The sequence below is a fragment of the Deinococcus aerolatus genome, assembly GCF_014647055.1.
In the GTDB taxonomy this organism is placed as follows: Bacteria; Deinococcota; Deinococci; order Deinococcales; family Deinococcaceae; genus Deinococcus; species Deinococcus aerolatus.
In genome coordinates, this window is record NZ_BMOL01000004.1 from 1 (window position 1) to 19,610 (window position 19,610).

Sequence of the window (19,610 nt, forward strand, 5' to 3'; positions counted from 1 at the left end):
CGCGAAATGATTAAAGTCCCACTGGAATTTATTGAGCGCCTTGCGGACGCACTCTGCTACGCCGCCTGAGACGCCTCGATGGCCAAAGTCGAGCTAAGAACCGAGGATTTTTTACATAGGTGCAAGGTTTCAGATTAACCCGACCGGGCAGTGGTGAAAGGGGCAGCGCAAATTTCCCGTGGCGATCCATCGACGCTTTGCATTAGCCCCCTGAGCTAAAGAGAATCATGTCATTTCTTGAATTTCTGGCGGTTGAAGCCCAGAATGAAGATCCATGAAACTGCGGACGCCGGTTGGATCGTCCCTAGAGGGAACCACTTTCCGCAGGCAGTCAGGTGCTTCTGCTCCCAGCGTACCTGTGTGTTGGTGGTCCGCAGCCGCGCCGGCGGATGGCTAAGCGCTTTTGGCTGGAAGCCGCCAACCCGATGATCAGTCTGGCGCAGCACCTAGTGCATCTGCGCTCGCTGCCCGGCGCGGTGCACGAGGACGGCCGCCGGGTCGAGGCGGGCGGCGACGTGGGCTGTGACGTGGACATGACGTGGGCATCTGCGCGGGCTGGCGCAGGGCGGGCAGCTGGAGCGGGCGGCGGCGCTGTACGGCGGCTCCTCTCTGGACACCCTGAGCATCTTGCTGGGCACGGACCTGCAAGAGTGGCTCTATGACACGCGGAAGACCCTGGTGCGCGTGTAGCTGAATCTGGCGGCCCAGGCGGCGGCGCACGGCCGCGTGGACGAGGCCGAGGAATAGGAGGCCCGCGCCGTGGGGTGCGCGGAGCGCCACCGCCCGACGAACTGGAGTTGCTACTGGACGTGGTGCCGGGGCTGTCTGGCGTGCCGTTTGTGGGCCGGGAACAGGAACTGGGCCTGCTCACCCGCCTGGGGGCCAGGAAGGTACCCTGGGTCAGCGGGCTCGGCGTACCGTTCCTGCCGCTGCTGACCACGCCAGGACGGCTGCCGCCGCCGCAGGGTGTGGTGCGGGCCTGTTCGTAAGTTACCAACAACAAACCCCTCTTCCACAGCGGAAGAGGGGCTTATTCAGAGAAAGATGCTAGACGCTGATCTCGGCGAAGCGGGCGTTTTCCTGAATGAACAGTTTGCGCGGCGCCACCTCGTTGCCCATCAGGTCCTCGAACACCTCGTTGGCGACGATCAGGTCCTCGATGCCCACGCGCTTCATGGCGCGGGTCTCGGGGTTCATGGTGGTGTCCCACAGCTGATCGGCGTTCATCTCGCCCAGGCCCTTGAAGCGCTGGATGTCGTACTTCTTGCCTTCCTTGTTGGCGGCGGCGACCGCCACCTTCAGGGCATTCTCGTCGTACAGGTAGGCGCCCTTCTTCTCGCGGCCCACTGTAATGCGGTACAGCGGGGGCTGGGCGATGTACAGGTAGCCCGCCTCCACGATGGGGCGCATGTAGCGGTAGAAGAAGGTCAGCAGCAGCGTGGCGATGTGCCCGCCGTCCATGTCCGCGTCGGTCATGATCACGATCTTGTGGTAGCGCAGGTTGGACAGGTCAAAGTGCATCCGGTCGCCGGTGCCCTCCACGCCCGCGCCGATGGCGGCGATCAGCGCCCGGATCTCGGCGTTCTTGAGAATCTTGTTCAGCTCGGCCTTTTCCACATTGAGGATCTTGCCGCGCAGGGGCAAGATGGCCTGGAACCGGCGTTCACGCCCGCCCTTGGCGCTGCCGCCCGCGCTGATGCCTTCCACGATGAACAGTTCGGACTCGGCCGGGTCCTGTGAGGAGCAGTCGGCCAGCTTGCCGGGCAGGTCGTCGTTTTCCAGCGGGTTGCTGCGGCGCACGATGTCGCGGGCCTTGCGGGCGGCTTCACGCGCGCGGGCGGCCTCGGCGGCCTTCTCCACGATGGTCTTGCCCACCTTGGGGTTTTCCTCGAGGAACTCGGCGAACTTCTCGCCCACCACGGCGTTGACGGCTGTCTGCGCCTCGCTGTTCAGCAGCTTGACCTTGGCCTGCGACTCGAACTGCGGCTCGCCGAGCTGCACGCTGACCACGCAGTAGATGCCCTCCAGCAGATCGTCGCCACTGGGCACCGGGTTGCCGGACTTGATCATGTTCTTGTCTTTGGCGTACTTGTTCAGAATCCGGGTGTAGGCGGTCTTGAACCCGGTCAGCGGCGTGCCGCCGTCACGGGTGCGGATCATGTTGGCGTAGGTCAGGATGTTGTCCGACGAGTAGGTGTTGGCATGAATGAACGCCACTTCCACCACCACGTCGCTGTGGGTGCCGCGCATCACGATGGGCTGGTCATACAGCAGCTTGGTGTCGTCGGTGACCAGCGCGCGGGCAAAGTTGGCGATGCCGCCCTGCTCGTAGAACACTTCCTCGCGGACCTCGCCGGCATGCAGCTCGCGGCGCTCGTCGCGGATCACGATCTTCAGGCCGGTCAGGTATGCCAGCTCCCGCAGGCGGCCCCGGATGCGGTCATAGGAAAACGCGTTGTCGAACTCCTTGAACACGCCCGCGTCGGGGTGGAAGCTGACCCGGGTGGCCCACTCGACGTCACTGGGCGTATTGCCCAGCACCTCCAGCGGCGTGGTGACCACACCCTGCTCGAAACGGATGTGGTGCAGCTTGCCGCCCTTGTTGACGGTCACGTCGAGGTAGGTACTCAGCGCGTTCACCACGCTGGAACCGACGCCGTGCAGGCCGCCCGAGACCTTGTAGGCGCCCTGGCCGAACTTGCCTCCGGCGTGCAGCTCGGTAAAGATCACCTCGATGGCGGGGCGGCCCTCGGACTCCATCATGTCCACCGGAATGCCGCGCCCGTTGTCGGTGACGGTGGCGCTGCCGTCGGCGTGCATGATGACGTGGATCTCGTCGGCGAAACCGGCGGTGCCCTCGTCAATGGCGTTGTCGATGATCTCGGTCAGCAACTGGTGGTAGCCGTCGACGCCGGTTCCGCCCTGCACGTACATGCCGGGCCGCTTGCGCACGGCTTCGAGGCCCTTGAGGACCGAGATGTCGGCGGCGGTGTACTGGGCATCCGGGCCGCCCACGACGCGGGACTGCGTTGCGGGTTTGGCGGAAGCGGCGTTCTGGTCTTCAAGTTTGGTCATGTGACTCCTGCGGCGCGGCCCATTTCTGACGCGGGGCCGCGTTCAAATCTGGAGAGTGGAGTTTGGAATGTGGTGAGGCGCTCGGAGACGCCATTTCTCGTCTCTCAGTATACTACAACAGTTGAAATAGGTCAATAAAATTACGTGTCAGACAGAATCATGTGAGGCGGTTTGGAAGGGCTGAAAAGGCTGTGCTGGCAGTGGGTTTGGGGCTCTGGCCGTGCAAATTGGGACCGAGCAGAAACGCAGTTGCTCTCATCGCCTCCTGCACCGCGGTTCGGAAGGCGATGGAAGCACCAGCAGCGCGGCCCCAGACCTCCGGAGAGGCTGGGGCCGCGTTTCTGGAGAGGGGTGGGTCTTACGCGCCCTTACTCGGTGCCGCTTCCGGTGCCCCGGCGGCCACGGCGGCGGCGGCGGCGCTTGGCGTCGTCACTCTGGGCCGACTGGTCCGGTTGCGCCGCGCCCGCCTGAGCGTTCTGGGCGGGGGCCGGGGCGGACGGTCCCGGCTGGCCCTGGGGGGTGCCGCCGCCGCGCTGGCCCTGCGGGCGTCCGTTCGGGCGCGAGGCTGCGCCGCGGTCGTTGCCGCCGCGGGTGTGGCCACGCTCGCCGCGTGCGGCGGAGCCACGGTTGTTGCTGCCGCGCTCCTGTACGCCGCGTCCGCCCCGGCCCTGGTCCCGGCGTCCGCCGCCGCCCCCCTCGCCGTCCTCGGCAGGCATGTTGTCCAGGGTCCAGTCGCCGAAGTACATGCGCTGCACGGTGATGTTCACCGGACGCAGGTGCTCGTTGCGGGGGCGCTCCAGCGTGACCACGCGCCGCGTGCCGCGCCGGGGGGCGGGGCCGCCGCCGCTGTTGCCCCCGCCGCCATTGCCGCCCGCGTTGCTGCCGCCGTCCGGGCCGTCCATGCGGACCCCGCCGAAGGTGCGGCCCTGCCCCTGCTGACCGCGGCCCTGCCCCTGGCCTCCACGCCCACGGCCTCCCTGGCGGGGCGAGGCATCGGCCGACGACGAGGCGGCGGGGGCCGGATCATCCAGGGTGAACTTGCGTGGCTCACTGACGGGAACGCTCTGCAGCTTCTCGCGCTTTTCCTGCTCGCGGTCGTCGCGGCGGCGGGCGCGGGGTTTGACGGGTGAATCCATGTCGGTCTCCTCGGTATAGCTGCCCGGCACGTAGTCCGGGTCGGTGGGATCGGCCAGCGTGAAATCGGTCTGGCGGGCCAGCGGTTTAACGCTGCTGATGGTGACGTGGATGCTGTCGCCCAGGCGGTAGCTCTTGCCCCGGCTGCGGCCCCGCAGCATCTGCGCGTCCTCGATATAGACGTAGTAATCGTCGTCCAGGTTGCTGATGTGCAGCTTGCCTTCCACGCCGTTGTCAAGCGCCACGTACAGGCCGCTGGCCACCACGCCCGACACGTTGCCGGGGAAGGACTCGCCCAGGTGTTCCTGCGCCCACTTGGCCTGGTAGTACTTGGTCAGGTCACGCTCGGCCTCGGACGCCGTGCGCTCGCGCTCGCTGGTGTGGTCGCCCATGCCCGGCAGGCGGCCCTGCAGCTGCGCCACCTCGCGGTTGCCCGCCTTCAGCTCGCCGCTCAGGATGCCCTTGATGACGCGGTGGACCAGCAGGTCCGGGTAGCGGCGGATCGGCGAGGTGAAGTGCAGGTACTCGTCGAAGGCCAGCCCGAAGTGGCCCAGGTTCTCGCCCGCGTACTTGGCCTGCTGCATGGACCGCAGCAGCAGCGTGTTGACCACGCTCTCGCGGTTGGTGCCGCGCACTTCCTTGAGAACCGCCTGGTACGCCTGCGGGGTTGGCTCGCCGCCGGGGAAGGCGAAGCCCAGCCGCCCGATGGCCGCCGTCACGTCCTGAAAGCGCTGCAGCGTGGGTTCCTCGTGGATGCGGAACAGCGCCGGGATCTCGCGCTGGATCAGGAAGTGGGCCACCACCTTGTTGGCCAGCAGCATCAGATCCTCGATCATGCCGCGCGCGGTTTCCTCGCGGATCGGGATCAGTTCCATGCGCCCGTCCTTGCCCACGTCCACCTTGACCTCGCGCAGCTTGAAGTCCAGCGATCCTTCGCGCAGCCGCCGCTGGCGCAGCTTGGTGGTGATCTTGAGCAGCAGGTGCAGGTCGCCTTCGAGGTTGCGGGCCGCGTCCGGCAGCGTGGCGGTGGCCTCGCTGTAGGCCTGCACCTCGTCGTAGGTCAACCGCGCCTTGGAGTTGATGACGCTGGGCGCGATCTTGACGTCCAGAATCTCGCCCTCGGCAGACAGCTCTATGAGCGCGGTCAGGGTCAGACGGTCCTGGTTCGGCACCAGGCTGCACACGCCGTTGCTGAGGTGCTCGGGCAGCATGGGCAGCACGCGGCCCGGCAGATACACGCTGGTGGCGCGGGCGTAGGCTTCCTCGTCCAGCGGGGTCCCCTCCTGCACGTAATGGCTGACGTCGGCGATGTGTACGCCCACCACGAAGGTGCCTTCCGGCGTGGGCTGAATGTGAATGGCGTCGTCGAAATCCTTGGCGTCGCGCCCATCGACCGTGAAGATGTTGTAGTCGCGCAGATCCAGGCGGCCCTGCAGGGCTTCGGCCGGAATCTCGGTGGCGATGGCCCCGGCCTGCTCGGTGACCTCGTCGGGGAAGTCGCCGCGCAGCCCGAACTTGACGATCACCGCCTCGGTCTCGGTCTCGGGATCGTCCTCGGCCCCCAGCACGCGCGTGACCTGACCGAAGACCTCGTCCTCGCCGGTGTTCTCGGGCCAGAACAGCTCGGTCACCACCCGCGCGCCGGCTTCCAGGCCCTCGATGCCCTCGGGCAGCACCAGGATGCGGTGGCGGGCGCGGTGATCGTCGGGCCGCAGGATCGGGTGGCCGTGGCTGTATTCCAGCGTGCCGACCAGCTGCCTGTACGCGCGCTGCACGATGCGGACCACGCTGGCGCGCGGGCTGCCGTCGCCCTTCTGGCCGCGCCTTGGACCGCCACTTCCACGTCCGTTTTCGCTGCGGCCAGTGTCGCCCCGGCCTTCCATGCGGACCAGCACGATGTCGCCGTTCCAGGCCTCCATCGTCTGCTCGGCAGCAATGTAGAAGTCGTCGCCGCCGCTGTCGGGGACCACGAAGCCGAAGCCCGCCGCCGACGCCTGGAAGCGTCCGCGCACCAGACTCATGGCCTCGGGCAGCCCGTAGGTCTTCTTGCGGGTGCGGATCACCTGACCCTCTTCCACCAGCGCGTCCAGTAGCTCTTCCAGCTCGCGCCAGCCGCCAATACGGTTGATGGCCTGCCGGGTGAAGGTGCGCTCCAGGTCGCGCACGTGCACGGGCCGGCCCAGCTTGCGCAGCTGCGTGACCACCAGATCGCGCTCGGGGCTGCTGGGCTGGGCGTCCTGTAGTTCCTGCGCGTCCGCTGTTTCGGCCGCCGCTTCCGCCTGCGCCCCGGTGGGGGCGTCCTGGGCGGGGGTGGTCTGGTCTGGCGCGGACGGGGCTGCAGGCTCCTGACTCTGGGCGCGTTTGCCCCGGCCGCCGCGTCCGCGCGGCTTCGGCTCGGGCTGCGCTGCGGCCGCTTCCTGCACGGCCAGCACCGAGTCCACCGCCGGAACCGCCTCGGGCGCGGCCACCACCTGCGTGGCGGCAGTGGCCGCCGGATTCACGGCCTCCACGCCGCTCAGAATTTCCGGCAGGGGAGAGTCGGGCTGCGCCTTGCGGCGGCCCCGCGTCTTTCTGGGCACCTCCAGGATCAGCGGCCCGTCGGCCTCGGCCTGAAGCTGTTCGGGCTGGGCGGGTTCGGGCGGAGCCGCTCCAATGTCAACGGGCGCCGTCTCAGGTTCAACAGGCTCGGCCCCGGTCTTCCTGGGCTTGCGGCCCCGGCGGGCCTTGGGAGCCTCCGTATCGGGGGCTGCCTGTCCGGCTCCGGCCTCGACCACCGGCGTCTCCACAACAGGAGCTTCGGCGGCCGGTGCGGTGACCGGCTGGGCCTGGGCCTGCGCGGCGGGCTTGCGGCCCCGGCGTTTGGGCGCCGCAGGCACTTCAGGCTCGGGCTCGGGAAGCTCAGGCTCGGGCTGCGCGACAGGCGCAGTTTCGGCGGCTGGGGCCTTGCGCGTCCGCTTCATTTTTGTCGGCAGCGGGGCGGGAGCGGGCGCCACCTCAACCTCGGCGGGCACCGGTTCCACCGCTGCTGCGAGGGCCTGGGTCTGGTTCGCAGCCTTTCTGGGTTTTCTGGCCGTATGGGGGGCCACCTCGGGCTGAGGCGGCTCGGTCTGGACCGGTTCGGCCATGGCCATGTCTTCGGCTGCTACGGCCGTCTCAGGCTGAACCCTGGGTTTGCGGGGCGCGGGTTTCTTCCTTGGGGCTTTCGGGGATGCGGGCAGACCTACACTTCCGGCAGGCTGCTGCAGTTCGGGCGCGGCATCTACCGCGGGGGGCGCGGCTTTCCTGGTCCGCTGGCCTGTCTTCTTCGCTGTCTTTTCGGATCCGGCGCCGGGCTGTGGGGCTTCCTGCGCCGCATCCTGCTTTTTCACTTTAGGCATTCACGCACCTGGTTACTCAGGACGCGCCCGTGGGGGTTATGTCGTGGGCGCACGCCGATCTGGCCGGTCTTTTATGCTGGCGCTGGTCTCGGCGTGCGCGGCCCGCCCACGGGCAACTGGTTATCGCTTCCTCGGGTTTGCGCCTTCGTTGCCACAGCCCACTGCTCGGGGCCTGTCTGGCGGCGCTGTCCTGAAACCCGGCAGCGAGCGCAGCATAACACGGCGCGCCTGACCCCATTCTCATTCAGGTTGGTTTTGCATGAAGGGCGGCCCGGCAGCCATGGCCCCGTGAATTGCCACGCGCGCCCGCATGGGCAGCCCGGCCGCCGCGCTATGCTGCCGGGCGTGCCGGAGCGCGTGGGTCAGGGAAGCAAACAACACAGCATGCAGGACCACGGAATGCCGGAGCTGCGGGCGCTGGTGATGGACCGCCCGGCCCCCGAGGTCGACGGCATCGAGCGCGCCTACGCCTTCTCGCGTGACGCCCATGCCGGGGTCAACCGCAAGAGCGGCGAGCCGTACATCACGCACCCGGTGGCGGTGGCGGTGATTCTGGCGCGGCTGGGCATGGACAGTGACAGCGTCATGGCGGGGCTGCTGCACGACACGGTCGAGGACGTGGACGGCGTGACCTTCGAGCAGATCGAGGCGCAGTTCGGCCGCGACGTGGCCCGCATCGTGGAGGGCGAGACCAAGGTCAGCAAGCTGAGCAAGCAGGGCTCACAGTCGGCCGTGGTCAGCGACGCCGGGCGCGACCTGCAGGCCGAGAACCTGCGCCAGATGCTGATCGCCATGACCGACGACATCCGCATCATCGTGGTCAAGCTGGCCGACCGCCTGCACAACATGCGCACGCTGGCCAGCATGCGCCCCGACAAGCAGGTCCGGATCGCGCGCGAGACCATGGACATCTTTGCGCCGCTGGCGCACCGGCTGGGCATCGGGCAGATCAAGTGGGAACTGGAGGACCTGAGCTTCCGCTACCTGTACCCCGACGACTACGCCTACCTGCAAAGCCGCCTGCAAAGCCGCCAGGACGAGCGCGACACCCTGATCGGCGAGGCGGTCACCCAGCTGGACGAGGCGCTACGCGACGACCTGGAACTGCCCGAGTGGGTGGCCGATATTGACATTTCCGGGCGCAGCAAGCACCTGTGGAGCGTTCACTGCAAGATGCAGCGCGAGGGCAAGGGCCTGGAGCAGATCTTTGACCTGCTGGCGATCCGCGTGATCGTGACCCCGCGTGACCTGGTGGTTCCCGAAGGCACCGACGACAAACGGCGCGAGAAGGCCGAGGCCACCCGCGAAAAGCGCATCTGCTACCACACCGTCTCGATCGTGCACAGCATGTGGACCCCGCTGCCGGGGCGTTTCAAGGACTACATCGCGGTGCCCAAGCCCAACGGCTACCAGTCGCTGCACACCACCGTGATCAGCCAGAGCGGCCAGCCGATTGAGGTGCAGATCCGTTCGCGGCGCATGCACGAGGTGGCCGAGTACGGCGTGGCGGCCCACTGGATGTACAAGCAGGGCTCGCAGCTGGCGCAGAAGGACCGCGAGAACTGGATTGCCCAGCTGCGTGAGCTGCAGGACGAGATCAACGACGCCAGCGACTACATGGACGCGGTCAAGTCCGACATCCTGGGCCAGCGGGTGCGGGTCTTCACGCCGCGCGGACTGGCGATCAGCCTGCCGGCGGGCAGCACGCCCATCGATTTCGCGTACCACATCCACAGCCGCATCGGGGAAACCACCGTAGGGGCGCGGGTCAACGGCAGCATCGTGCCGCTGGCGCACAAGCTGGGCAACGGCGACATGGTGGAGATCGTGACCAGCAAGAACGGCCACCCCAGCAAGGACTGGCTGAACTTCGCCGTGACCCGCAGCGCCCGCGCCAAGATCCGCCACCACTTCCGGCTGCTGGAGCGCGAGGACGCCCGGCAGCGCGGTCACGATCAGCTCGAACGCCACCTGCGCAAGCGCCAGCTGCCGGTGCGCCAGCTGATGCGCACCAAGCTGCTGGAAGAGGCCGCCCAGAAACTGCTGAGCACCCGCAACCCCGATGACCTGTACTTCGCCATCAGCGCGGGCAAGCTGACGCCGGCGGCCGTGGGCCGGGTGCTGTCGCCCCGGCTGGCCAGCGAGCAGGGGGCCGCGCCGGGCCGCCGCGCGCCGCAGCCGCGCCCGCCCGAGACCGGCGGCGTGTACGTGGAGGGCTTTACCACCACCACCAAGCTGAGCCTGTGCTGCAGCCCGATCCGCGGCGACCAGATCATGGGCTACCTGACGCGCGGCCGGGGCGTCAGTATTCACCGCATCGACTGTCCCAACATGATCCGGCTGCTCAAGGACGAGCCCGAGCGCTGCGTGGCCGCGAGCTGGGACGCGGGCCTGCCGGGCCTGACCCTGGTGGATCTGGACGTGCTGGCCCCGGACCGCCAGGGGCTGCTGGCCGACATCCTGGGGGTGCTGAGCGCCGAGAAGCGCAGTCCGCTGAAGGTGGAGGCCAACGTGGGCCTGGACAACGTGGCCCACATCCTGCTGCGGCTGGGCGTGCGCGGCAACGCCGACCTGGAACACGTGCGCGCCGCCATTGGCCGGGTGCCGGGCGTCACCGGCATCGTGCGGCTGGGCAAGAACGGGGCGCGCGGCCGTCAGAGCGGGGCCAGCGCGTGAGCGGTGTGGCACCTTCCATGAAGATTCCGCTGGCGGCAGCCCGCGCCCCGGCGCTGCTGCGTGCCGTGACCTGGGGCGTTCCGGTACTCCTCGTTGTGGTGGCGTTTCTTCCTGATGAGGACAATACCCCGCTTTTGCAGGGCGCAATCATTGTCCTGGCGCTGGTCATCTTCGCGTGGTTCCAGCTGGCCCCGCGCCGCCTGGCCTACACCCTGACCTCCGACGCCGTGGTGATCCAGCGGATGCTGAACCAGACCCGGCTGCCCTACGCGGGCCTCAGCGCCCGCCGGACCGCTGGCGTGCTGGGTCTCCGTACCTTCGGAACCGGGCTGCCGGGCTACCTGACCGGGCACTTCACGCTGGCCCACGACGGGCAGGGGGTCAGCCGCGTGCGGGCCGCCGCGTCTACCGGACAGGGCGGCGTGCTGCTGTGCTCCGGGGACGCCGACTATTTCCTGACGCCGGCCAACCCCGACGCCTTTCTGACCGAGCTGACGCGGCGCGGCGCACAGGTGGCCGCATGAGGCTCACACTGCTGCCCGATCTGGGCGATCTGCTGCGCCTTCACCCGCAGTACAACGCTGGGACCGTGGTGGAGCTGCTGCGGCATCTGGGCGCGGCGGAGGTGCTGTGGGCCAGCGACATGGACCCCGATCATCCGCTGCGCGACGCCTTGCCTGCCGCCCGCATCGGGATTCTGGACGGTTTCGCGGCGGACTGGGCCTGGGCTGAGGCCGAACACGGGCAGTTGCAGGGCTTTCTGGGCCAGTACCCGCAGGGCCGCGAACGCCTGCGCGAGGCGGGGGCCGCCGAGCGCCGCTTCGCCGCATTCGTTACCACGCCGATGAACGCTCGCCAAATGATGGGCGCAGAGACCATGGACGCCGCCCGCGCCTACCACGCCGCCGTGCGTGCCGCGCTGGACGAGGGACCGGGCACGCTATGGCGGGAACGTCGGCTGTCCGAACTGGCCCAGAGGCTGGCCGGGCAGGCCGGCGTCGTGATTGCCCCGCTGGACGACCTGCCCGGGCTGCTGGACCGACTGCCGGACGCCCGCCTGCCGGACCTGGCCGGGTTTGCTCCCGGCGAGACCAGCCGCCTGCGCGCCCTGGCGGACCGGGCGTGGCAGCTGCGCGAGGACGATGACCTGAACGCCCTGCTGGCCGCCCTGGACCGCGAAACGGGCGACCGCGTGACGCCGGGGGCCGAGCTGTCCGCCGCCGCCGCCGGCATCTACCTGGCGGTGGGCGACCTGGGGGCCGCCCGCGAACTGCTGGAGCGCGCCGTTCACGCCCTGGGCGACGGGCTGCCGCGCAGTCTGGCGGGCCTGACGCTGGCCCGGCTGGGACAGGTGCGCGACGCCCAGGGGGACCGCGAGCTGGCCACCCGCACCTACCTCGCCGTGCTGGCCCTGAACCACGCCCCTGCCGTGGCCCGCGCCGCCGCCGAGGCCGGGCTGAAGGAACCGTTCCGTCTCGAACTGGGGCCGGCGTAGCGGCGCTGCACGTCCTGGCTGGCCTGCCTGCCTGGCCCGCCGCCGCGCCGCGCGTCCTATCCTGAAGCCCATGACCCTGTCTCCCGAGGCCCCTACGCCCACGTCCCAGCCCCTGCGCGTCCTGAGCATCCAGTCGTGGGTCAGTTACGGGCACGTCGGCAACGCCGCGGCCGTGTTTCCCCTGCAGCGCCTGGGCATCGAGGCCTGGGCCATCCACACCGTGCAGTTTTCCAACCACACCGGCTACGGCGCGTGGACCGGGGCCGTGTTTCCGCCCGAGAGCATCGCCGAACTGGTGGACGGCATCGAGGCGCGCGGGGTCCTGCCCGGCTGCAGCGGCGTGCTGAGCGGCTACATGGGCTCGGGCGGTACGGTCGCGGCGGTGGTGGAGGCGGTGCGGCGCGTGCGGGCGGCCAACCCGGCGGCGCTGTACTGCTGCGATCCGGTGATGGGCGACGTGGGGCGCGGCGTGTTCGTGCGCCCCGAACTGCCGGAGCTGATCGCGGCGCAGGCGCTGGCGGCCGCCGACGTCGTGACCCCCAACCAGTTCGAGCTGGAGCTGCTGACCGGCCGCACGGTCCAGACGCTGGCGCAGGCGCTGGAGGCGGCCCACGAGCTGCGCGGGCGGCTGAATGCCGGCGGCCCGCGCATCGTGGTGGTGACCAGCCTGGTGCGCGCCGACGCCCCGGCCGATCAGATCGAGACGCTGGCGGTGACCGGGGAGGGCGCGTGGCTGTGCCGCACGCCTTTGCTGCCGCTGGACCCGCCCCGCAACGGCACCGGGGACGTGATGGCCGCGCTGTTCTACGGACATTACCTGGGTTCGCGCGACGTGGCCCGGTCTCTGAGCCTGTCGATGAGCGCGCTGTACGGCCTGCTGAAACGCACCCACGACCACGGCAGCCGCGAGGTCATGCTGGTGGCCGCGCAGGAGGAGCTGACTGCCCCCTCACAGGTGTTCACGGCCGAACAGGTCGCCTGAAGCGGGGGCCGCGCCCCTGAACGCCCTTCCTGAGCGTCCATGAGGATGATCTACAGGTCATTTCAGGGTCAGCCCAACGTCTGTTTCAGCCCCTCTCACATGGCCTCCGGGCGGCGCGGCCAGACTGTGGCTCATGAAACATATTCTGTTCCCGACGAGCGCACAGGCCGACGCCTTCATTGCCGAACTGCAGAGCCAGGGCGTGGTGGCCCCGACGACCGGCACCTCCACCTACAACCGTCACGGGGGCATGAACAACACGGCTGTCGCTGGCGGTGACACCCGCACCTACACTGATGACCGCATGGACGGCGAGTCCAGCGCGGCCGCTGAGGACGCGGGCGCAGGCGCCGTCAAGGGCACCGGCGTGGGAGCAGTGGTGGGTGCGGGCGCAGGCCTGCTGGGCACGGCCGGCACCGTGGCAGGCGTGGGCGCCACCGTCGCTACCGGTGGCCTGGCCATCCCGGTGATCCTGGGCATGGCTGCCCTGGGCGCTGGCGTGGGTGCCGCCGTGGGCGCCGCGGGCGGCGCGGCCGGTGTGGACGAGAACCACGACGGCCGGACTGCGGACAGCGACTACGGCGCGTACAGCGTCAACGACGACTACTATGACCGCATGCACAGCACCGTGAACTCGGGCGGCCGCGCCGTGGCCGTCGAGGACAGCGTGCCCTACGACGTGGTCGCCGACGCCGTCAAGCGTCACGGCGGCGAGTTCGTCGATGAGAACATGATGGACGCCCGCCGCATGTAAGCAGCCTCCACCTCAGCGCCCCCACCGCTCCGGCGGCTGGGGGCGCTGTTCGGTGGGACGACGGGTTTCGCGGCGGGCCAGTCCACTTCCAGGCCACACCGCGGCGGCCAACGACAACGCCCACCGGTCAGGGTGGGCGGGGGGACTGGTGGCTGGCCCGGTCAATAGCGGTCGCGCACACGGACAGGGATGGGGACTGGCTGGGGTTGTGGCGCCCCCCCCAGGATTTCCCGGAGCCAGTCAATAAACTCTCGCAAGCCCTTCATGACGGCATTGTACCGGGGTCCCCCTGGGCCAGATGGCACGCAGCTTACGATGCGTTGACAAACCCTTGCCCCAGGCATCTGTGTCAACGCTTGGCCAAGGCGGTGCCTCAGAATGCGGGGCATGACCGCTGCCCCTGCCGCGCCCGTGATTCTGGACGGTGACCCCGGCCACGACGACGCCATCAACTTCCTGCTGGCCCTGGCCAGCCCCGAGTTTCAGGTGCTGGGCCTGACCACCGTGTTCGGCAACGTGGGCCTGGAGCGCACGACCCGCAACGCGCTGATCGTGCGCGAGCTGAGCGGGGCCAACGTGCCGGTGTACGCCGGGGCGGACCGCCCGCTGGTCTCGCCGCGCATCAGCGCCGAGGCGGTGCATGGTCAGAGCGGCATGGACGGCCCCCACCTGCCGGTCCCGGCGCGCGACGCGGAGGCCGAACACGCCGCGCGCTTCATCATCCGGCAGGTGCGCGCCCGCCCCGGCGAGGTCACGCTGGTGCCGACCGGGCCGCTCACGAACGTGGCGCTGGCTTTCCGGCTGGCCCCGGACATCGCGGGGCTGGTCCGGCGGGTGGTGTGGATGGGCGGCAGCACCGACACCGGCAACTGGACGCCCGCCGCCGAGTTCAACGCATTGGCGGACCCGCACGCCGCGCACATCGTCTTCAGCTCTGGCGTGCCGCTGACCATGTTCGGCCTGAACGTGACCCACCAGGCCATCGCGCATCCGGCCCGCGTGGCCGCCTTCCGGGCGCTGGGCACGCGGGTGGGCGAGTTCGCGGCAGTGCTGCTGGAATTCTTCGCCGAACACCACCGCGAGCGTTACGGCTGGGACGGGGGTGCCCTGCACGATCCCATGACCGTGGCGTGGCTGCTGCGCCCGGAGCTGTTCGTGTCGCGGCCCATGCACGTCGAGCTGGACCTGACGGGCGGTCCCTCGGCGGGCCGCACGCTGGCCGACGTGTGGAGGGTGATGGGCCGGGCACCCAACGCTGAGGTGGTGACCAACGTGGACGCGGACGGCTTTTTTGCCCTGCTGGTGGAGCGCCTGGGCCGTTACCCCTGAGCCGGGCGGCTGCCGGGGCCACGGTCAGAACTCTGTTACAGGGGATCGTTTAACATGTCGGCATGCGACTTCCGGCTCAGGTCCGGTCTGGCCGTCCGGCACCGCCCCGGACCCCGGGTCAGACCGCCGGCAGCCCCGACACGCCCGCGCCCCTCACCGCCGCCACACCGCTGATCCCGCCGGGCGATGAACTGCGGTACGCCCTGCACCGGCGGCTGGCGCTGGCGTCCCTGACCTGCGGGCTGCCGGTGCTCACGATCATGGGCGTGTTGGAGGCCCGCAGTCCCTCGGCCAGCGCCCAGCTGCTGGGGCTGTACGCCGTGATGGCCCTGCTGTGCGTGTGGGGCATCCTGCGGGTGCTGCGGCGCAGCCGACTGGAGGGCGCGCTCAGGACCATCGTGGCCTTCAACGTGGTGTTTGTCGCCGTGCAGGCGTACGCGGCCGGGGCCGGCCAGTCGGCCAGCGCCGCGCAGACCGGCTTCAGCATGCTGCTGATGCTGATTGCCAACTCGGTGCTGGGCTACCTGGTGTTCGAGGCCCGCCGCGCCGGACTGCTGGCGCTGGGCAGCTTCGCGCTGGCGGTGGTGGCCGGCCTGCTGGGCTTCAGCCGTCACGGGGGCACGGACATGGCGCTGCCCAGTGTGCAGCTGTACCTGTCCACCGGCACCATCCTGCTGCTGCTGCACGCCCTGGCGTGGTACAAGTCCCGCTTCGTCTCCCAGGCCCAGGAGCAGCTGCGGCTGGAACACGAGGCGCGCACCGATCCCCTGACCGGGCTGCCCAACCGCCGCCACTTGTACCAGCAGATTGCCGCCCTGCTGGAGCCTGCCGGGGAGGACCAGCCGGAACCGGAGCCGCGGGGCAGCGTGATCATGTTCGACATCGACCACTTCAAGCGCGTCAACGACCTGCACGGCCACCTGGCCGGCGACAGCGCCCTGGCCCACGTCGCGGGGCTGCTGCGGGCTTCGGCACAGGCCGGCGAGACGCCGGGCCGTTGGGGTGGCGAGGAGTTCATGCTGGTGCTGCCGGGCCTGGACGAGGCGGGGGCGCTGCGCCGGGCGCAGACCCTGCGGGACCTGCTGCACGCCTCGCTCCACCCGCAGGTCGGGCTGCTGACCGCCAGCTTCGGCGTCAGCGCCTGCCGTGCGAGCGATGACCTGAGCCGACTGGTGGCGCGGGCCGACGTGGCGATGTACCGCGCCAAGGCGGGGGGACGTGACCGGATCGAGGCGGCCTCCAGCGGCGGCCCCTGACGTTCCGGGAGGGCGGGGCAGCTGCCGTGGGGCTGACGCTGCGAGCGGGCTGGGCGGAGAGGCAGACCCAGGGATGTGCTTCGGCCCCGCTGGTCTTCTCCAGGAGGCCTGTGGAAAAGTGCTGGCCGTCCTTACCCTGGCCCCGCCGAGGTGGGCTGCCGTGTTGAACAAAACTCGGCTGATACGGCTGAAAGCAGTCTTTCACAGGATGCCTACGCTTTACTAGAAATTACGTAATAGACAGAATCTATGCTATACTCTACGTATGAAAAACGCTCCGCTGACCCTTGATTTCGGCACCGTCCGGCTGCCCATCAGCGCCGACGGACTGCTGCTCGCCGCCCCGGCCCTGGCCCAGCTGGGCCTGGCCGGGACCGACTGGACCACGCTGGCCGCCGAACACGGGCTGGCCTCGCCCACCCGCGACTTCGGCGCCGGCCCCGAGGCCACCCTGAGCCTGGCCGAATTCACGCGGCTGGCCTTCGTGCTGGACACCCCGCAGGCGCGGCGCTGGCGCCGGCGGGCGCAGGACCTGCTGACCCGCGCCATGGGCGGCGACGTGAAACTGGCCGCCCAGATCGCCGAGCGCAGCACCGACCCGGAAGCGCGGCGCTGGCTGGCCGCCCGGCTGGAAAGCACCGGCGCCCGGCGCGAGCTGATGGCCACCGTGGCCCGCCACGGCGGCGAGGGCAACGTGTACGGGCAGCTGGGCAGCATCAGCAACCGCAGCGTGCTGGGCATGGACAGCGCTGGCATCCGCCGCCTGCGCGGCGTGCGGGCCACTCGCGACGGCCTGAGCAGCACCGAGCTGCTGCGCATGGCCTACCTGGATGCCGCCACCACCCAGGCCATCACCGAGCGCGGCGCCCACGGCAACGCCGCCATCCTGCAGCTGCACGAGCGGCTGGCCCGCCACGAGCGCCGGGGCTGGGCCGGTGAGGGCTGGAGCGCGAACGCCGGCGGGTCCTCGCAGGCGGGGTAGCGCCCCTCCTGGCTCCGAAAGAGACTGCCCTCTCTAATGGAGGGGGCTTTTTCATGCCCCAATCGGAGCGGTCCCCGGCGGCCAGCCGCACGATGCCCGGCGCGGCAGCCCACCGCAGGGAAGAGGATCCCCACCGCCTGCCCGCCACCCCCGCCCGCTGCCCCCGGCAGAAGTTGCCTTTGGCCCCCTTTTCCTCATCCGGGACCGCTACAATCGCGCCCGTGCCCATCTTGACCCGAACCGTACTCGGCGAGATCGCCCGCTGGTATCTGGGGGGCGTGGCGCTGTTCCTGACCCTGCTGATGACCGACGCCCTGAGCAGCACGGTGGGCAAGCTGCTGATCTATGATCCGCCGCCCGCACAGGCGCTGGCCGCCTTCCTGTCGATCCTGCCGCAGAGCCTGAACAAGACGCTGGTGCTGGCGGTGCCGTTCTCGATTCTGCTGGCCTTCTCGCGCATGCAGCGCGACAATGAACTCAAGGCGATCCTGGCCAGCGGCATCCGCCCGCTGAGTCTGGTGTGGCCGCTGGCGCTGCCGTTCGCGCTGGTGGGCGTGCTGGCCTACGTCAACGCGGGCACGCTGGTCCCGGCGGGGCTGGCGAACTGGGACCGCGCGTGGTTCACCATCTACGATCAGCCGCTGCCGCCGCCGCAGCAGGAGAAATACACCTACGCCCCGCCCGGGGCCCTGTTCTACGCCGGACGCGTGAGCGCCGATAGCGCGGGAAGTTCGGTGGCGCAGCTGAGCGGCGTGATGGTGCAGCGCGGCGACGAGACCATCACGGCGCAGTTCGGCACCTGGGACTCGGGCCTCCAGACCTGGACCCTCAGCAACGCCTGGATCACGCGTCCCGGCCAGAACCCCCGCCAGTCGCCCACCGATGTGGTGATCGCGCAGACCGACACCCTGCGCCCGCCGCCGCCTGCCGCCCAGCAGGTCAGCAACGCCGAGCTGCGCGCCGCGCTGGCCGGCGACACCCTGGGCCGCAAGGGGCGGCGCGACTACACCTTCCAGCTGGCCGCCCGCGTCGCGGACCCGGCCACCCCGGTGGTGTTCGCCCTGGCCGCCGGGATGCTGGGCCTGCTGATCCGCAACCGCGCCGCCGCCTTCGCCGCCGTGCTGGTGTTTATCGTGTGCTTCTACATCCTGTGGACCACCATGCCGGGGCTGGCCGGGGCTGGGGCGCTGAACCCCACGCTGGCCGCCTGGGTGCCCAACCTGGCCTTCCTGCTGCTGGCGGGCGGGCTGGCCTGGAGGCTGAGGTGAGGGGCGTGTTGCCCGCTGTCAGCTGGGCTGGGCGGACGGTGCGTGTTTCCGCCGCCCCGGGGACGGCTCGCGCCCCCTCAGTCCCCCTGTCCCCCAGACCCACCGAGGCCCAGCCGTGAAACTGTTTGAGCGCTACGTCCTGGCCGAGATTCTGCCCCTGCTGCTGGGCGCACTGTCCGCCGTGATTGTGCTGCTGGTGCTGGCCGCGCTGCAGGACGTGATCGCGCCGCTTCTGGCCAAGGGGGCCGATCCGGTGCTGGTGGCGCGCGTGCTGGCGCTGAACGTGCCGGAGGCCGCCGCCCGCGCCCTGCCGATTGCGCTGATGTTCGCCACGCTGCTGGGCCTGTCGCGCCTGAGCAGCGATTCGGAGCTGAAGGGCGCCCTGGCCGCCGGGATTCCGGCCACCCGGCTGCTGCGCCCGGTGCTGGCGCTGGGCCTGGGCGTGACCGTGCTGGCCTTCGCGCTGGGCGAGGGGCTGGTGCCGCGCGCCAAGGTGCAGGAGCGCAAGGTCAAGCAGGAGATCGTCTTCGACAACCCGCGCGTGATCGGCCTGGACGGGACAGGGGCGGATGGCCAGAGCATCGTGCTGCGGGACGCCCTGAACCGGGCCATCAGCGTGGGAAAGATTGGCCCCGGCGGCACGCTGGAAGACCTGCGGATCGTGACCATGCAGCCGGGCCTGCCCCCGCGCGAGGTGATCACCGCCGCCCGTGGCCGCCTGCTGCCGGGCAGCAATGTGCTGGAGTTGCAGGATGGCCGCCGCGTGACCTACCAGGACGCGCGCCCGGTGACGGTGCTGACCTTCAAGTCCGGCAGCCTGCCGGTGCAGGACGTGCAGGCCGATCTGGACGCGGGCGGCGGCGAGCTGAAGGCGATCTACACGCCGCTGCGCGAGCTGTGGGCGAAGACCGCCCAGTACCGCGTGCAGGGGGTCCGCTCGCCCGCCGACTTCACGGCGCTGCACCGCAAGTTTGCCGAGCCGCTGGCGGCCCTGGCGCTGGCCTTCTTCGCGGTCAGTCTGGCGGTGTTCACCTTCCGCAGCGGGCGTGACCTGGGGCTGGTGTGGGCGCTGCTGCTGACGTTTGCGTACTACGCCACCTGGAGCGTGTTCCGGGTGATGGGCGAGAATGGGGCGGTGTCCGGCGCGGTGGCCGCCTACGCCCCGGACCTGATCGCTGTGGTGGCCGGGGCGGCGCTGCTGTGGCGGACGGGACGGCGTTGAAGGGGAAGAAGGTAAAGGGTCTGGAGCACATTTTCAGGAACGCATCCTGAAGCTGGTGTT

Annotated in this window: 13 protein-coding genes; 11 read left to right on the forward strand and 2 right to left on the reverse strand. The window is 69.7% G+C overall.

All coding sequences use genetic code 11. The annotated features are described in order from the left end of the window. The first annotated feature begins 764 nt into the window (after positions 1-764). Complete coding sequence (locus IEY31_RS05615) at positions 765-989, forward strand: hypothetical protein (RefSeq protein WP_188969884.1); 225 nt, start codon at positions 765-767, stop codon at positions 987-989. 58 nt (positions 990-1,047) lie between these two features. On the opposite strand, the gene IEY31_RS05620 is transcribed toward IEY31_RS05615, so the two are convergent. Both IEY31_RS05620 and rnr read right to left on the reverse strand, forming a co-directional pair. Beyond that, positions 1,048-3,075, reverse strand: coding sequence for a DNA topoisomerase subunit B (locus IEY31_RS05620; protein WP_229723348.1), 2,028 nt, complete (start codon positions 3,073-3,075; stop codon positions 1,048-1,050). A 368-nt stretch (positions 3,076-3,443) separates the two neighbouring features. Beyond that, positions 3,444-7,340, reverse strand: coding sequence for a ribonuclease R (gene rnr, locus IEY31_RS05625; RefSeq protein WP_229723349.1), 3,897 nt, complete (start codon positions 7,338-7,340; stop codon positions 3,444-3,446). Between the two features lie 645 nt (positions 7,341-7,985). On the opposite strand from rnr, the gene IEY31_RS05630 reads away from it, so the two are divergent. The 10 genes from IEY31_RS05630 to IEY31_RS05675 all read left to right on the forward strand — a co-directional run bounded on the left by IEY31_RS05630 (position 7,986) and on the right by IEY31_RS05675 (position 19,550). Beyond that, on the forward strand, positions 7,986-10,262 hold the full coding sequence (locus IEY31_RS05630; protein WP_188970273.1) for a RelA/SpoT family protein: 2,277 nt from the start codon (positions 7,986-7,988) through the stop codon (positions 10,260-10,262). A 17-nt stretch (positions 10,263-10,279) separates the two neighbouring features. Beyond that, positions 10,280-10,786 carry a PH domain-containing protein gene (locus IEY31_RS05635; RefSeq protein WP_188969888.1) on the forward strand — a complete coding sequence of 169 codons (507 nt, stop codon included), beginning with the start codon at positions 10,280-10,282 and terminating at the stop codon, positions 10,784-10,786. Continuing rightward, positions 10,783-11,757 carry a hypothetical protein gene (locus IEY31_RS05640; protein ID WP_188969890.1) on the forward strand — a complete coding sequence of 325 codons (975 nt, stop codon included), beginning with the start codon at positions 10,783-10,785 and terminating at the stop codon, positions 11,755-11,757. The genes IEY31_RS05635 and IEY31_RS05640 overlap by 4 nt, the downstream gene beginning before the upstream one ends. A gap of 70 nt (positions 11,758-11,827) precedes the next feature. Then, the gene (pdxY, locus tag IEY31_RS05645; RefSeq protein ID WP_188969892.1) at positions 11,828-12,739 is read left to right on the forward strand and encodes a pyridoxal kinase PdxY; all 912 of its coding nucleotides are present in this window, start codon (positions 11,828-11,830) and stop codon (positions 12,737-12,739) included. Positions 12,740-12,872: 133 nt separating this feature from the next. Further along, positions 12,873-13,493, forward strand: a complete 621-nt coding sequence (locus IEY31_RS05650) for a hypothetical protein (RefSeq protein ID WP_188969894.1) — start codon at positions 12,873-12,875, stop codon at positions 13,491-13,493. A gap of 378 nt (positions 13,494-13,871) precedes the next feature. Next, positions 13,872-14,822, forward strand: coding sequence for a nucleoside hydrolase (locus IEY31_RS05655; protein ID WP_188969896.1), 951 nt, complete (start codon positions 13,872-13,874; stop codon positions 14,820-14,822). Between the two features lie 62 nt (positions 14,823-14,884). Then, positions 14,885-16,078: a GGDEF domain-containing protein gene (locus tag IEY31_RS05660; RefSeq protein ID WP_188969898.1), complete on the forward strand. Its 1,194-nt coding sequence runs from the start codon at positions 14,885-14,887 to the stop codon at positions 16,076-16,078. Between the two features lie 265 nt (positions 16,079-16,343). Then, entirely contained in the window at positions 16,344-17,060 is a 717-nt protein-coding gene (ddrC, locus tag IEY31_RS05665) for a DNA damage response protein DdrC (RefSeq protein ID WP_188969900.1), read from the forward strand. 221 nt (positions 17,061-17,281) lie between these two features. Next, the gene (locus tag IEY31_RS05670; protein ID WP_229723350.1) at positions 17,282-18,328 is read left to right on the forward strand and encodes an LptF/LptG family permease; all 1,047 of its coding nucleotides are present in this window, start codon (positions 17,282-17,284) and stop codon (positions 18,326-18,328) included. Positions 18,329-18,443: 115 nt separating this feature from the next. Beyond that, complete coding sequence (locus IEY31_RS05675; protein WP_188969902.1) at positions 18,444-19,550, forward strand: LptF/LptG family permease; 1,107 nt, start codon at positions 18,444-18,446, stop codon at positions 19,548-19,550. Positions 19,551-19,610 lie beyond the last annotated feature (60 nt).